Source organism: Burkholderia sp. PU8-34 (genome assembly GCF_053427725.1).
Window position 1 is genome coordinate 58,935 of sequence record NZ_JBSAXC010000017.1, and the last position, 14,294, is coordinate 73,228.

The window sequence follows — 14,294 nt, forward strand, 5'->3', positions numbered from 1 at the left end:
TACGGGTTTATATCGATGTCGAAAGTGATATGGCAGGCGCTGAAAACGTCATTAGCAGGTTATCAAAATTCTTTCTAGACTGCGCCGATATCCCCGTCTCACACAGGACAGACGATGTCGGCAACCAAGCCCAAGCTGCGCTCCGCCCAATGGTTCGGCACGACGGACAAGAACGGCTTCATGTACCGGAGCTGGATGAAGAACCAGGGCATCCCCGATCACGAGTTCGACGGCCGGCCGATCGTCGGCATCTGCAATACATGGTCCGAACTGACGCCGTGCAATGCGCATTTCCGCAAGCTCGCGGAGCACGTGAAGCGCGGCATCTACGAGGCCGGCGGCTTTCCGGTCGAGTTTCCGGTGTTCTCGAACGGCGAATCGAACCTGCGGCCGTCCGCGATGCTGACGCGCAACCTCGCGTCGATGGACGTCGAGGAGGCGATCCGCGGCAACCCGATCGACGCGGTCGTGCTGCTCGCCGGCTGCGACAAGACCACGCCCGCGCTGCTGATGGGCGCGGCGAGCTGCGACGTGCCGTCGATCGTCGTGTCCGGCGGGCCGATGCTGAACGGCAAGCTCGACGGCAAGGACATCGGCTCCGGCACCGCCGTGTGGCAGCTGCACGAATCGCTGAAGGCGGGCGAGATCGACCTGCATCGCTTCCTGTCCGCGGAAGCCGGCATGTCGCGCTCGGCCGGCACCTGCAACACGATGGGCACCGCGTCGACGATGGCCTGCCTGGCGGAGGCACTCGGCGTCACGCTGCCGCACAACGCGGCGATTCCGGCCGTCGATGCGCGGCGCTACGTGCTCGCGCACATGTCGGGGATCCGCATCGTCGAGATGGCGCTCGAAGGGCTCACGCTGTCGAAGGTGCTCACGCGCGCGGCGTTCGAGAACGCGATCCGCGCGAACGCGGCGATCGGCGGCTCGACCAATGCGGTGATCCACCTGAAGGCGATCGCGGGCCGCATCGGCGTGCCGCTCGAACTGGAGGACTGGATGCGCATCGGCCGCGACACGCCGACGATCGTCGACCTGATGCCGTCGGGGCGCTTCCTGATGGAGGAGTTCTATTACGCAGGCGGCCTGCCGGCCGTGCTGCGCCGGCTCGGCGAAGGCGGGCTGCTGGCACATCCTGACGCGCTGACGGTGAACGGCAAGACGCTGTGGGACAACGTGCGCGACGCGCCGAACTACGACGACGAGGTGATCCGCCCGCTCGACCGGCCGCTGATCGCGGACGGCGGCATCCGCATCCTGCGCGGCAATCTCGCGCCGCGCGGCGCGGTGCTGAAGCCGTCGGCGGCGAGCCCCGAGCTGTTGAAGCATCGCGGCCGTGCGGTCGTGTTCGAGAACTTCGACCACTACAAGGCCGCGATCAACGACGAAGCGCTCGACGTCGACGCCGATTCGGTGCTGGTGCTGAAGAACTGCGGGCCGCGCGGTTATCCGGGGATGGCCGAGGTCGGCAACATGGGCCTGCCGCCGAAGCTGCTGCGCCAGGGTGTGAAGGACATGGTGCGGATCTCGGACGCGCGGATGAGCGGCACCGCGTACGGCACGGTCGTGCTGCACGTCGCGCCGGAAGCCGCTGCCGGCGGGCCGCTCGCGGCGGTGCGCAACGGCGACTGGATCGAGCTCGACTGCGAGGCCGGCACGCTGCATCTCGACATTACGGATGACGAACTGCAGCGCCGGCTGTCGGACGTCGATCCGACCGCGGCGCCGGGCGTGGCCGGGCAGCTCGGCAAGGGCGGCTACGCGCGGCTGTACATCGATCACGTGCTGCAGGCCGACGAAGGCTGCGACCTCGATTTCCTGGTCGGCCAGCGCGGCGCGGCGGTGCCGAGCCATTCGCATTGACACGGACGTACCGGCCCGCTCCCGGCACGTTCTCGACCAGGACCTGACCATGACACCCAGCCGCCCGCCGCGCTACCGTGGCATTTTCCCCGTCGTGCCGACGACGTTCACCGACACCGGCGCACTCGATCTCGCGAGCCAGAAACGCGCGGTCGATTTCATGATCGACGCGGGCTCGGACGGGCTGTGCATCCTCGCGAACTTCTCCGAGCAGTTCGCGATCACCGACGACGAGCGCGACGTGCTCACCCGCACGATCCTCGAGCACGTCGCCGGCCGCGTGCCGGTGATCGTGACGACGTCGCACTACAGCTCGGACGTCGGTGTGGCCCGCAGCCGCCGCGCGCAGGACCTCGGCGCGTCGATGGTGATGCTGATGCCGCCGTATCACGGCGCGACGTTTCGTGTGCCCGAGCCGCAGATCTTCGACTTCTATGCACGCGTGTCGGACGCGCTCGACATCCCGATCATGATCCAGGACGCGCCCGCGAGCGGCACCGCGCTGTCCGCGCCGTTCCTCGCGCGGATGGCGCGGGAGATCGAGCAGGTCGCGTACTTCAAGATCGAGACGCCTGGCGCTGCGAACAAGCTGCGCGAGCTGATCCGGCTCGGCGGCGACGCGATCGAGGGGCCGTGGGACGGCGAGGAGGCGATCACGCTGCTTGCCGACCTGAACGCCGGCGCGACCGGTGCGATGACGGGCGGCGCGTATCCGGACGGGCTGCGGCCGATCCTCGTCGCGTATCAGGAAGGGCGCATCGACGACGCCTATGCGCGCTACGCGCAGTGGCTGCCGCTGATCAATCACGAGAACCGTCAGGCGGGCTTGCTTGCCGCGAAGGCGCTGATGCGCGAGGGCGGCGTGATCGCGTGCGAGCGGCCGCGTCACCCGTTGCCCGAGCTGCATCCGGACACGCGCGCCGAACTGGTGGCGATCGCGCGCCGGCTCGACCCGCTCGTGCTGCGCTGGGCGCGCTGACCCGCCGGTCATGAGAAGCACATGATGAATAGCGCATCACGGCCGGCCACGAGGCGCACCTGATGAAAATCGCATCGCTGCCGGCCGCGAGAAGCACATGATGAATACCGCATCACCGCCGGCCACGAGGCGCACCTGATGAAAATCGCATCGCTGCCGGCCGCGAGGAGCACACGATGAACACCACACCGAACACCGCTTATACGCTCGGCGTCGTCGGCATCGGCAAGATCGCCCGCGACCAGCATCTGCCCGCGATCGCCGCCGAGCCGGGCTTCACGCTGGCCGCGTGCGCGAGCCGACACGCGGAAGTTGCCGGCGTGCGGAACTACCCGAACCTCGACGCGCTGCTTGCGGCCGAACCGGATCTCGACGCGGTGTCGCTGTGCGCGCCGCCGCAGGTGCGCTACGCGCAGGCGCGCGCCGCGCTCGAAGCGGGCAAGCACGTGATGCTGGAGAAGCCGCCGGGGGCGACGCTCGGCGAAGTGGCCGCGCTGCAGGCGCTCGCGCACGCGCGCGGCCGCACGCTGTTCGCAACCTGGCACTCGCGTTACGCGAGCGCGGTCGAGCCGGCGCGCGCATGGCTCGCGACGCGCGCGATCCGCGCGGTCCAGGTGCGCTGGAAAGAGGACGTGCGGCGCTGGCATCCGGGCCAGCAATGGATCTGGGAGCCCGGCGGCCTCGGCGTGTTCGACCCGGGCATCAACGCGCTGTCGATCGTCACGCAGATCCTGCCGCGCGAGCTGGTGCTGGCTTCCGCGCGCCTGTTCGTGCCGAGCGATGCGCAGACGCCGATCGCAGCCGAGCTCGACTGCGTCGATACCGGCGGCGTGCCGGTGCGCGCCGAATTCGACTGGCGGCACGGCCCGGTCGAACAGTGGGAGATCGCGGTCGACACCGCGGACGGCGTGCTCGCGATCAGCAACGGCGGCGCGCAGCTGTCGATCGCGGGCGAGCCGGTCGCGCTGGCGCCGCAGCGCGAATATCCGGCGCTGTACGCGCGTTTTCACGAACTGATCGCCCGGCGCGAAAGCGACGTCGACGCGCGGCCGCTGCGGCTCGTCGCCGACGCGTTCCTGTTCGGCCGCCGCATCGAAACGGAAGCGTTCGGCCGCTGACCCGGCACCGCCGCAACACCCGTCGCTGCCAACGGGCACGACACACCCATACCGACACCACGGTCGTCAACGACCTGAAACAAGGAGACACGACATGACCCGCATGACCCGCACGATCCGCCGTCTGACCCTGCGTGCCGCGCTCGCGGCGCTGTGCGTCACCTCGCTCGGCATGCACGGTGCCGCCCGCGCCGATGCGCCGCTGAAGATCGGCTTTCTCGTGAAGATGCCCGAGCAGGCCTGGTTCATCAACGAGCAAAAAGCGGCTACCGCGCTCGGCCAGAAGGAAGACTTCTCGGTCGTGAAGATCGGCACGCCCGACGGCGAGAAGACGCTCGCCGCGATCGACAACCTCGGCTCGCAGGGCGCGCAGGGCTTCGTGATCTGCGCGCCGGACGTGCGGCTCGGGCCCGCGATCGCGGCGCGCGCGAAGCGCTACAACATGAAGTTCGTGACGGTCGACGACCAGCTCGTCGATTCGTCCGGCAAGCCGCTCGCGAACGTCCCGCATCTCGGGATGTCGGCGACCAAGATCGGCAACCAGGTTGGCCAGGCGATCGCCGACGAGATGAAGAAGCGCGGCTGGAAGCCGGAGGAGGTCGGCGCGCTGCGCGTGACCAACTACGAGCTGCCGACCGCGAAGCTGCGCACCGACGGCGCGACGCAGGCGCTGCTCGCGAACGGGTTCCGCAACGAAAACATCTTCGACGCGCCGCAGAAGACGACCGACGACGAAGGCGGCTTCAGCGCGGCCGCGCCGGTGCTCGCGCGCCATCCGAACGTGAAGAAGTGGGTGATCTTCGCGCTGAACGAGGAAACCGTGCTCGGCGCGGTGCGCGCGACCGAACAGCTGCACATCCCGGCCGCCGACGTGATCGGCGTCGGCATCAACGGCGCGGGCGAGGCGTTCGCCGAATTCCAGAAGAAGGAGCCGACCGGCTTCTACGGCACGATCGCGGTCAGCTCGACGAACCACGGCAAGGACAGCACGCAGAACCTCGTCGACTGGATCCGCAACGGCAAGGCGCCGCCCGCCGACACGCAGACGAGCGGCAAGCTGATGACGCGCGGCAACTGGCAGGCCGTGCGCGCCGAGCTGGGCATCTGACGACGGCCGGCGAGGACGCGATGACGACGGACACGATCACGAACGGGCAGGCGGGCGCCGCGGCGGCGCCCGCGCGAATCGACGCCGCCGGCGCCGCCGGCGCGGGCGATCCGCTGCTGGCGCTCGACGGCATCACGGTGACCTTCCCGGGCGTGCGCGCGCTCGACGCGGTGTCGCTGTCGGTGCGCGCGGGCGAGGTGCACGGCCTGATGGGCGAGAACGGCGCGGGGAAGTCGACGCTGCTGAAGGTGCTGTCCGGCGTGAACCAGCCGCAGGCCGGCACGCTGACGCTGAACGGCGTCATGCAGCGTTTCGCGTCGACCCGCGCGGCGCTGGAGGCCGGCATCGCGATCATTTACCAGGAGCTGCATCTCGTACCGGAGCTGACGGTCGCGGAAAACCTGATGCTCGGGCAACTGCCGAACCGGCTTGGCGTGGTCGACGAGCGCACGCTGGCCGCGCGCGCGATGCGCGAGCTCGAGCGGCTCGGCGAGCGCATCGACCCGGGCACGCCGGTCAAGCACCTGTCGATCGGACAGCGCCAGATGATCGAGATCGGCAAGGCGCTGATGCGCGACGCGCGCGTGATCGCGTTTGACGAACCGACCAGCTCGCTGTCCGCGCGCGAGACTGCGCAGCTGTTCCGGATCATCCGCGCACTGCGCGCGGACGGCCGCGCGATCATCTACGTCACGCATCGGATGGAGGAGGTCTATGAACTGTGCGACCGCGTGACGGTGTTTCGCGACGGCCGGCGCATCGAGACCTTCGACTCGGTGGCCGGCCTCGACCGCGACCGGCTGATCGGCTCGATGGTCGGCCGCCCGATTGCGGACGTGTACGGCTACCGGCCGCGCGCGGCCGGCGACGTGCAGATCGAGGCGAAGGGGCTGGCGGGGCCCGGGTTGTCCGAGCCCGTGTCGTTCAGCGCGCGCCGCGGTGAGATCGTCGGGTTCTTCGGGCTGGTCGGCGCGGGGCGCTCGGAGCTGATGAAGCTGCTGTACGGCGCGGCGCGCCCGAGCGCGGGCCACGTCGAGCTGAACGGGCGACGCGTCGCGTTCGCGAGCCCGCGCGATGCTGTGCGCGCCGGCATCGCGCTGTGCCCGGAAGATCGCAAGCAGGAAGGCATCGTCGCGATCGCGTCGGTCGCCGACAACCTGAACCTCAGCGCGCGCCGGCATTTCAGCCCCGCGCGCATGCTGCTCGCACCGCGGCGGGAACGCGCGCTCGCGCAGCGCTACATCGAGCGGCTCGCGATCAAGACCCGCGACGGCGACACGCCGATCGGCGCGCTATCGGGCGGCAACCAGCAGAAGGTCGTGCTGGCGCGCTGGCTGGCCGAGCGCATCGACGTGTTCCTGATGGACGAGCCGACGCGCGGCATCGACGTCGGCGCGCGCGCGGAAATCTACAACCTGTTCTACGAACTTGCGGAAGCGGGCCGCACGGTGATCCTCGTGTCGAGCGATCTCGCCGAGGTGATCGGCGTGTCGGACCGGATCATCGTGATGAAGGAAGGGCGGATCGCGGGCGGCATGACGAAGGCGCAGGCCAGCCCCGATGCGCTGATCAGGCTCGCGCTGCCGCGGTAGCGGTGCGAATCGCGGCGGCGCGGCTGCGCGAAGCCGACGCAGGTGCGACGCGGCGCCAGCGCGCAGCCGAATGGCTGCCGAACGCGCGCCGCAGCGCAATCGCAACAGGACTGAAGCAGGACCGAAGCAGGACCGAAGCAGGACCGAAGCAGGACCGAAGCAGGACCGAAGCAGGACCGAAGCCAAACCGGAACGGAAACGACGTAACGACATGAGCCAAGCCATGCAACCTCAAGGCACTTCCTCTTCCCCCGATGCCCCCGCAACTGGGGCACGCCCGCGCGGCGGCGTGTGGGACCTGATCAACCGCTCCGGCATCGTGATGGTGTTCGTCGTGCTGTTCGCGGCGTTGTCGCTGACCGTGCCGGATTTCCTCACGCCCCGCAACATCCAGGGCCTGCTGCTGTCGGTCACGCTGATCGGCTCGATCGCGGTGACGATGATGTTCGTGCTCGCGCTCGGCGAGGTCGACCTGTCGGTCGCGTCGATCGTCGCGTTTTCCGGCGTCGTCGCGTCGACGCTGATCACCGCGACACACAGCGTCATGCTCGGCACGGTGGCCGGCGTGCTCGCGGGCGGCGCGGTCGGGCTCGTCAACGGCGTGCTGATCGCGCGCTGGCGGATCAACTCGCTGATCGTCACGCTCGCGATGATGGAGGTCGTGCGCGGGCTCGCGTTCATCACGTCGAACGGCGACGCGGTGATGATCTCCGAGGAGCGCTTCTTCGAGCTCGGCGCCGGCTCGTTCCTCGGCATCTCGTATCCGATCTGGAGCAACATCGTCGGCTTCATCGTGTTCGGCTTCCTGCTGCGCAAGACGGTGTTCGGCAAGAACGTGCTGGCCGTCGGCGGCAACGGCGAAGCCGCGCTGCTCGCGGGGCTGCCGGTCATGCGCATCAAGATCACCGTGTTCGTGCTGCAGGGGCTCGTGACCGGCTTCGCGGGCGTGATGCTCGCATCGCGGATGAGCCTCGGCGATCCGAAGACGTCGGTCGGCCTCGAACTCGGCGTGATTTCCGCTTGCGTGCTCGGCGGCGTGTCGCTGACGGGCGGCGTCGCGACGATCTCCGGCGTGCTCGTCGGCGTGTTGATCATGGGCGCGGTGCAGGACGCGATGAGCCTGCTGAACGTGCCGACGTTCTACCAATATCTGATACGCGGCGGGATTCTGTTGCTTGCCGTGCTGTTCGACCAGTATCGTCGCAATCAGCGCCGCGCGATGCGGGTCTGACGGCAAGGCCCGGATCCCTGCATCGCGCCGCTGCGCACGAACACAGGATGAGATTCTGGAGACAGCATGCAACAGGAGAATCAGGCATCGTCCGCGGCACTGCTCGTGGACTGCCGCAATACGCTCGGCGAGGGCGCGACGTGGTGCGATGCGACGCGCACGCTGTACTGGACGGACATCGAGGGCGCGCGGCTGTGGCGATGCCGCGCGGACGGCACGGGCGCGGCGAGCTGGCCGATGCCCGAGCGCCTCGCGTGCTTCGCGCTGACTGACGCACCCGGCGTGCTGCTGGTCGGGCTCGCGACCCATCTCGCGTTCTTCGACATCCGCACGGAGACTTTCACGCGAATCGTCGACGTCGAGCCCGACCTGCCGACGCGACTCAACGACGGCCGCTGCGATCCGCACGGCGCGTTCGTGTTCGGGATGAAGGACGAAGGCGGCGGCGCGGCGCCGCGTGCGATCGGCGGCTTCTACCGCCTGAACCCGGACCTGACGCTCGATCGGCTTGCGCTGCCGCCGGCCGCCATTGCGAACAGCATTGCGTTTTCGCCGGACGGAACGCGGATGGCTTTCTGCGATTCACCAGCGCGCGAGATTCTCGTCTGTGACTACGGCAAGGACGGCAGTGTGGCCAACGTGCGGTTGTTTGCGCGGCTCACGGATGCGGACGGCGAACCGGACGGCTCGACGGTCGACCGCGACGGCGGCCTGTGGAATGCGCAATGGGGTGCGGGTCGGGTGGTCCGCTACGGGCCGGACGGTATGGAGACCGCTCGCATCGCGGTGCCGACCGCGCAGCCGAGCTGCGTGACGCTCGACGACGCAGGGCGCCTGTACGTGACGAGCGCGCGCGTCGGGCTGGACGACACGGCGCTCGCGAACGAAGCGCACGCCGGCGGCGTGTTCGTTGCGCAGACGCGCTACGCGGGTTTGCCGGCCGCGCGCTTTTCGTTGAAGCATGCGAGGTGAGCGTCTTGGCGACGCATCACGCGTCTACGCCGACGCCAGCCCCAGCAACGCGACTGCGTTGTCCTTGAGGATCAACGGATGCACGTCGGGCCTGAAGCCCGCCTGCTGAAAATCCTCGAGCCACCGGTCCGGCCGGATCAGCGGAAAATCCGACGCGAACAGCACCTTGTGCCTGAGCAGCGTGTTCGCATACTTGACGAGTTCCGGCGAGAAATACTTCGGCGACCAGCCCGACAGATCGATATAGACGTTCGGCTTGTGCAGCGCGATCGACAGCGCCTGCTCCTGCCACGGCCACGACGGATGCGCGATCACGATCTTCATGTCTGGGAAATCCGCGGCGACGTCGTCGAGATGAATCGGTTCGGAATACTTGAGACGCAGCCCGCCGCCGCCGCGCATGCCCGAACCCATCCCCGAGTGGCCGCTGTGAAACACGGCCGGCAGCCCGTATTCGGCGATGACCTCGTAGATCGGATACGCGAGCCGGTCGTTCGGAAAGCACCCCTGCATCGTCGGGTGGAACTTGAAGCCCTTCACGCCGTGTTCCTCGATCAGCCGGCGCGCCTCGCGCGCGCCGTAGCGGCCCTTGTGCGGATCGATGCTCGCGAACGCGATCATGATGTCGCTGTTGTCGCGCGCGAAATCCGCGATCTCCTCGTTCGGAATGCGCCGCCGGCCGATGTTCGCCTCGCAGTCGACGGTAAACATCACGAAGCCGATCCGGCGCTCGCGGTAATACGCGATCGTTTCGGGAATCGTCGGCCGGCGGCCCTGCTTCAGCACGGTGCCGAAATACTTGTCGGCCGCGTCGTCGAATGCCTTCGCGAACAGGTCGGGCGGCTGGCAGCACGACACCTCGGCATGCACGTGCGTGTCGATCGCAATCAGGTTGCGGATATCCATAGATGTCTCCTCGTGTCATACAGGGCGCGGCACAAACCCCCATGCAATGGCGGGTTCCCGCCCGCTTAGGGGTTTGTCCCGAGCCGCTGCCATTCTACTTTACATATCAGGTTACCTGATAGTAAATTGGTGGCGAGTCGCGCAGGGCGGCACTGTCATTGGAGAGAAAAGATGAGCTACGAAGGGCGCTGGAAAACCGTCAAGGTGGCGGTCGAGGGCGGGATCGCATGGGTGACGCTGAACCGTCCGGAGAAGCGCAACGCGATGAGCCCGACGCTGAATTCGGAGATGATCGACGTGCTGGAAGCGATCGAGCTCGATCCGGAAGCACAGGTGCTGGTGCTGAGCGGCGAAGGCGACGCTTGGACGGCCGGCATGGACCTGAAGGAATACTTCCGCGAAATCGACGCGGGCCCGGAAATCCTGCAGGAGAAGATCCGCCGCGATGCAAGCCGCTGGCAGTGGCAGCTGCTGCGCATGTACGCGAAGCCGACGATCGCGATGGTCAACGGCTGGTGCTTCGGCGGCGGCTTCTCGCCGCTCGTCGCGTGCGATCTCGCGATCGCGGCCGACGAAGCCGTGTTCGGCCTGTCGGAAATCAACTGGGGCATCCCGCCCGGCAACCTCGTCAGCAAGGCGATGGCGGACACGGTCGGCCACCGTCAGGCGCTGTACTACATCATGACGGGCGACACGTTCACGGGCCAGCAGGCCGCGCAGATGGGGCTCGTCAACAAGAGCGTGCCGCGCGCGCAACTGCGCGACGAGGTCGTCGCGCTTGCCGCGAAGCTGCTCGACAAGAACCCGGTCGTGATCCGCAACGCGAAGCACGGCTTCAAGCGCTGCCGTGAACTCACGTGGGAGCAGAACGAGGACTACCTGTACGCAAAGCTCGACCAGGCGAACCATCGCGATCCGGAAGGCGGCCGCGAGCAGGGGCTCAAGCAGTTCCTCGACGACAAGAGCATCAAGCCGGGCCTGCAGGCGTACAAGCGCTGACAGGGCACGGCGCACGCAACCCGACTTGAGCGGAGAGACAGCGAAATGCACGAATTGCACGAAGTGAGTTTGTTGATCGGCGGTGTGTCGCGCGGCGCGTCGGACGGCAGGACGTTCGACCGGATCGATCCGGCGACGGGGCGGGTCGCGTCGCGCGCGGCGGCGGCGACGCCGGCCGACGCCGATGCGGCGGTCGCGGCGGCCGCGCGTGCGTTCCCCGCGTGGGCCGCGCTCGCGCCCACCGAGCGCCGCCGGCGGCTGCTGGCCGCCGCGGACCGCATGGACGCGCGCGCCGGCGAATTCATCGAGATCGGCCGCGCCGAGACGGGCGCGATGGCGAACTGGTACGGCTTCAACGTGATGCTCGCCGCGAACATGCTGCGCGAGGCCGCCGCGATGACGACGCAGATCGACGGCGCGGTGATTCCGTCCGACGTGCCGGGCAGTCTCGCGATGGCCGTGCGTCAGCCGTGCGGCGTCGTGCTCGGCATCGCGCCGTGGAATGCGCCGGTGATCCTCGCGACGCGCGCGCTCGCGATGCCGCTCGCGTGCGGCAACACGGTCGTGCTGAAGGCGTCCGAAGGCTGCCCGGGCGTGCACGCGCTGATCGGCAGCGTGCTGCACGACGCGGGGCTTGGCGACGGCGTCGTCAACGTGATCACGCATGCGCCCGAGGATGCGCCGGCGCTTGTCGAGCGGCTGATCGCGAACCCAGCTGTGCGGCGCGTGAACTTCACGGGCTCGACGCGCGTCGGGCGGATCGTCGCCGAGCTGTCGGCGCGCCACCTGAAGCCCGCGCTGCTCGAGCTCGGCGGCAAGGCGCCCGTGCTCGTGCTCGACGACGCCGATCTCGACGCGGCGGTCGATGCGGTCGCGTTCGGCGCGTTCTTCAACCAGGGCCAGATCTGCATGTCGACCGAGCGCGTGATCGTCGATCGCCGGGTGGCGGATGCGTTCGTCGACAAGCTCGTCGCGAAAGCGCGTACGCTGAAGGCCGGCGATCCGGCCGCGCCGGGTGTCGTGCTCGGCACGCTCGAGAGTGCGGCCGCCGCGCAGCGGATCGCGGCGCTCGTCGGCGACGCGCGCGCGCTGGGCGCCGTGCTGCCGCTCGGCTGCGACATCGACGGCGCGGTGATGCAGCCGACGATCGTCGACGGCGTCACGCGCGACATGAAGCTCTACGCCGATGAATCGTTCGGGCCGGTGGTGACCGTGCAGCGCGTCGACGGCGACGACGATGCGCTCGCAGCCGCGAACGACAGCGAATACGGGCTGTCGGCGGCCGTGTTCAGCCGCGACATCGCGCGCGCGATGAACCTCGCGAAGCGGATCGAGTCGGGCATCTGCCACATCAACGGCCCGACCGTGCACGACGAGGCGCAGATGCCGTTCGGCGGCGTGAAGGCGAGCGGCTATGGCCGCTTCGGCAGCAAGGCGTCGATCGCCGAGTTCACGGACCTGCGCTGGATCACCGTGCAGACGGCGCCGCGCCACTATCCGATCTGAACGTTCGGCGCGGCCGATACGACACGAAGCCACAACAACACAACGCAGCACTCGCCGGACGCGCACGAACGCGTCCGGCGGCCCTGACTGGATGGAGACAGACCTTGGATGCGGATCCGACCCAACTTCGCGCAGGCGCCGCCGCCCAGCCGGCGCTTGACGGTTACCGGCCCGTCGCGATCGGCGCGCCGCCGCCGCACATCGAGCCGCGTGGCGACGGCTGGTACATGCGTGCGGCGGTGCCGCTCGGCGACTACCCGCGGCGGCTGACCGACCGGCTCGTCAGCGGCGCGCGCGCGCACCCGGACCGCTGGCTGGTCGCGCGGCGCGGGCCCGACGGCGCGTGGATCGGCATCAGCTACGCGCAGATGCTCGAACGCGCGCGCGCGATCGGCCAGGCGCTGCTCGATCGCGGGCTGTCGGCCGAGCGGCCGGTCGCGATCCTGTCCGGCAACGACCTCGAACATCTGCAGCTCGCGTTCGGCGCGATGTGGGCCGGCATTCCGTATGCGCCGCTGTCGCCCGCGTATTCGCTCGTATCGAGCGATTTCGGCAAGCTGCGCCACGCGCTGGCGCTGCTGACGCCGGGCCTCGTGTTCGCAGCCGACGGCCATGCGTTCGCGGCCGCGCTCGACGCGGCCGTGCCGGCCGACGTCGAGCGTGTGGTCGTGTCGGCGCCGGACGCGATGCGCGGTGTCACGCGCTTCGCGTCGCTGCTCGATACGGTGCCCGGCAGCGTCGACGCTGCGCATGACGCGCTCACCGGCGAAACGATCGCGAAGTTCCTGTTCACGTCCGGCTCGACGCGCCTGCCGAAAGCGGTGCCGACCACGCACCGGATGCTGTGCAGCAACCAGCAGATGCTGCTCGAGACGTTTCCGCAGTTCGGCGTCGAGCCGCCGGTGCTGGTCGACTGGCTGCCGTGGAATCACACGTTCGGCGGCAGCCACAACGTCGGCATCGCGCTGTACAACGGCGGCACGCTGTACATCGACGACGGCAAGCCGGTGCCCGGCAAGTTCGACGAGACGCTGCGCAACCTGCGCGAGATCGCGCCGACGCTGTATTTCAACGTGCCGAAGGGCTGGGAGGAGCTCGCCGCCGCGCTCGAAGCGGACGCGGCGCTGCGCGCGACGTTCTTCTCGCGCGTGAAGCTGTACTTCTTCGCGGGCGCGGGGCTGTCGCAGGCCGCGTGGGACCGGCTCGAACGCGTGACGCTCGCGCACTGCGGCGAGCGCATCCGCATCATGGCGGGGCTCGGGATGACCGAGACCGCGCCATCGTGCCTGTTCACGACGGGGCCGATGTCGGGGGCCGGCTACATCGGGCTGCCCGCGCCCGGCTGCGAGGTGCGGCTCGTGCCGGTGGACGGCAAGCTCGAAGCGCGCTTTCGCGGGCCGAACGTGATGGCCGGCTACTGGCGCGCGAGCGGCGCGGACGCGCGCGACGTGTTCGACGACGAAGGCTATTACCGCAGCGGCGACGCGGTGCGCTTCGCCGATCCCGCGCGCCCGGACGTCGGCCTGATGTTCGACGGGCGGATCGCCGAGGATTTCAAGCTGTCGTCGGGCACGTTCGTGAGCGTCGGGCCGATGCGCGCGCGGATCATCTCGAACGGCGCGCCGTACGTGCAGGACGTGGTCGTCACGGGAATGAACCGCGACGATGTCGGCGCGATGATCTTCCCGCGTGTCGACGATTGCCGGCGCCTCGCCGGCGCGGGGCCGGACGCCGATGCGCGAGCCGTGCTGCGCGCGCCGGCCGTGCGCGCGTTCTTCGCGGATCTGCTCGCGCGCGTGAACCGCGACGCGACCGGCAGCGCGACGCTGGTCACGCGGCTCTGCGTGCTCGACGAGCCGCCTTCGCTGGATCTCGGCGAGATCACCGACAAAGGCTCGATCAACCAGCGTGCGGTGCTTGCGCAGCGCGCGGCGCGGGTCGACGAAATGTATGCGGCGGATGCGGCCGATTCCGGCGTGATCTTCGCCGATGCGGCGCGTCGCGCTTGAGGGGGCAC

General features: G+C 68.9%; 11 protein-coding genes. 10 read left to right on the forward strand and 1 reads right to left on the reverse strand.

Features of this window, described 5'->3' with window-relative positions; all coding sequences use genetic code 11:
- Nucleotides 1-114 precede the first annotated feature (114 nt).
- The 7 genes from ACV22Z_RS29355 (at nt 115) to ACV22Z_RS29385 (ending at nt 8,866) form a co-directional block, all read left to right on the forward strand.
- The gene (locus ACV22Z_RS29355; protein WP_448079753.1) at nt 115-1,866 is read left to right on the forward strand and encodes an IlvD/Edd family dehydratase; all 1,752 of its coding nucleotides are present in this window, start codon (nt 115-117) and stop codon (nt 1,864-1,866) included.
- Nucleotides 1,867-1,915: 49 nt separating this feature from the next.
- Nucleotides 1,916-2,845: a dihydrodipicolinate synthase family protein gene (locus tag ACV22Z_RS29360; protein ID WP_448079754.1), complete on the forward strand. Its 930-nt coding sequence runs from the start codon at nt 1,916-1,918 to the stop codon at nt 2,843-2,845.
- Between the two features lie 176 nt (nt 2,846-3,021).
- Nucleotides 3,022-3,963, forward strand: a complete 942-nt coding sequence (locus tag ACV22Z_RS29365; RefSeq protein WP_448079755.1) for a Gfo/Idh/MocA family protein — start codon at nt 3,022-3,024, stop codon at nt 3,961-3,963.
- Nucleotides 3,964-4,066: 103 nt separating this feature from the next.
- Nucleotides 4,067-5,071 carry an arabinose ABC transporter substrate-binding protein gene (locus tag ACV22Z_RS29370; protein ID WP_448079826.1) on the forward strand — a complete coding sequence of 335 codons (1,005 nt, stop codon included), beginning with the start codon at nt 4,067-4,069 and terminating at the stop codon, nt 5,069-5,071.
- A gap of 20 nt (nt 5,072-5,091) precedes the next feature.
- Entirely contained in the window at nt 5,092-6,663 is a 1,572-nt protein-coding gene (gene araG, locus ACV22Z_RS29375) for an L-arabinose ABC transporter ATP-binding protein AraG (protein ID WP_448079756.1), read from the forward strand.
- A 211-nt stretch (nt 6,664-6,874) separates the two neighbouring features.
- Complete coding sequence (gene araH / locus ACV22Z_RS29380) at nt 6,875-7,894, forward strand: L-arabinose ABC transporter permease AraH (RefSeq protein WP_448079757.1); 1,020 nt, start codon at nt 6,875-6,877, stop codon at nt 7,892-7,894.
- 66 nt (nt 7,895-7,960) lie between these two features.
- On the forward strand, nt 7,961-8,866 hold the full coding sequence (locus ACV22Z_RS29385; RefSeq protein WP_448079758.1) for an SMP-30/gluconolactonase/LRE family protein: 906 nt from the start codon (nt 7,961-7,963) through the stop codon (nt 8,864-8,866).
- Between the two features lie 24 nt (nt 8,867-8,890).
- Here the strand turns inward: ACV22Z_RS29385 and ACV22Z_RS29390 are convergent, their stop codons facing one another.
- A complete protein-coding gene (locus ACV22Z_RS29390; protein ID WP_448079759.1) occupies nt 8,891-9,772 on the reverse strand; it encodes an amidohydrolase family protein in 882 nt (293 codons plus the stop codon).
- 171 nt (nt 9,773-9,943) lie between these two features.
- On the opposite strand from ACV22Z_RS29390, the gene ACV22Z_RS29395 reads away from it, so the two are divergent.
- From ACV22Z_RS29395 to ACV22Z_RS29405, 3 genes are all read left to right on the forward strand, one after another.
- Nucleotides 9,944-10,771: a p-hydroxycinnamoyl CoA hydratase/lyase gene (locus ACV22Z_RS29395; protein ID WP_448079760.1), complete on the forward strand. Its 828-nt coding sequence runs from the start codon at nt 9,944-9,946 to the stop codon at nt 10,769-10,771.
- A 54-nt stretch (nt 10,772-10,825) separates the two neighbouring features.
- Entirely contained in the window at nt 10,826-12,277 is a 1,452-nt protein-coding gene (locus ACV22Z_RS29400; RefSeq protein ID WP_448079827.1) for an aldehyde dehydrogenase, read from the forward strand.
- 104 nt (nt 12,278-12,381) lie between these two features.
- A complete protein-coding gene (locus ACV22Z_RS29405; protein ID WP_448079761.1) occupies nt 12,382-14,286 on the forward strand; it encodes a feruloyl-CoA synthase in 1,905 nt (634 codons plus the stop codon).
- The last annotated feature ends 8 nt before the right edge of the window (nt 14,287-14,294 follow it).

Coding starts and splice junctions, on each gene's coding strand:
- ACV22Z_RS29355 (WP_448079753.1), top strand. CDS start 115: ATGTCGGCAACCAAGCCCAAGCTGCGCTCCGCCCAATGGTTCGGCACG.
- ACV22Z_RS29360 (WP_448079754.1), top strand. CDS start 1,916: ATGACACCCAGCCGCCCGCCGCGCTACCGTGGCATTTTCCCCGTCGTG.
- ACV22Z_RS29365 (WP_448079755.1), top strand. CDS start 3,022: ATGAACACCACACCGAACACCGCTTATACGCTCGGCGTCGTCGGCATC.
- ACV22Z_RS29370 (WP_448079826.1), top strand. CDS start 4,067: ATGACCCGCACGATCCGCCGTCTGACCCTGCGTGCCGCGCTCGCGGCG.
- araG (WP_448079756.1), top strand. CDS start 5,092: ATGACGACGGACACGATCACGAACGGGCAGGCGGGCGCCGCGGCGGCG.
- araH (WP_448079757.1), top strand. CDS start 6,875: ATGAGCCAAGCCATGCAACCTCAAGGCACTTCCTCTTCCCCCGATGCC.
- ACV22Z_RS29385 (WP_448079758.1), top strand. CDS start 7,961: ATGCAACAGGAGAATCAGGCATCGTCCGCGGCACTGCTCGTGGACTGC.
- ACV22Z_RS29390 (WP_448079759.1), bottom strand. CDS start 9,772: ATGGATATCCGCAACCTGATTGCGATCGACACGCACGTGCATGCCGAG.
- ACV22Z_RS29395 (WP_448079760.1), top strand. CDS start 9,944: ATGAGCTACGAAGGGCGCTGGAAAACCGTCAAGGTGGCGGTCGAGGGC.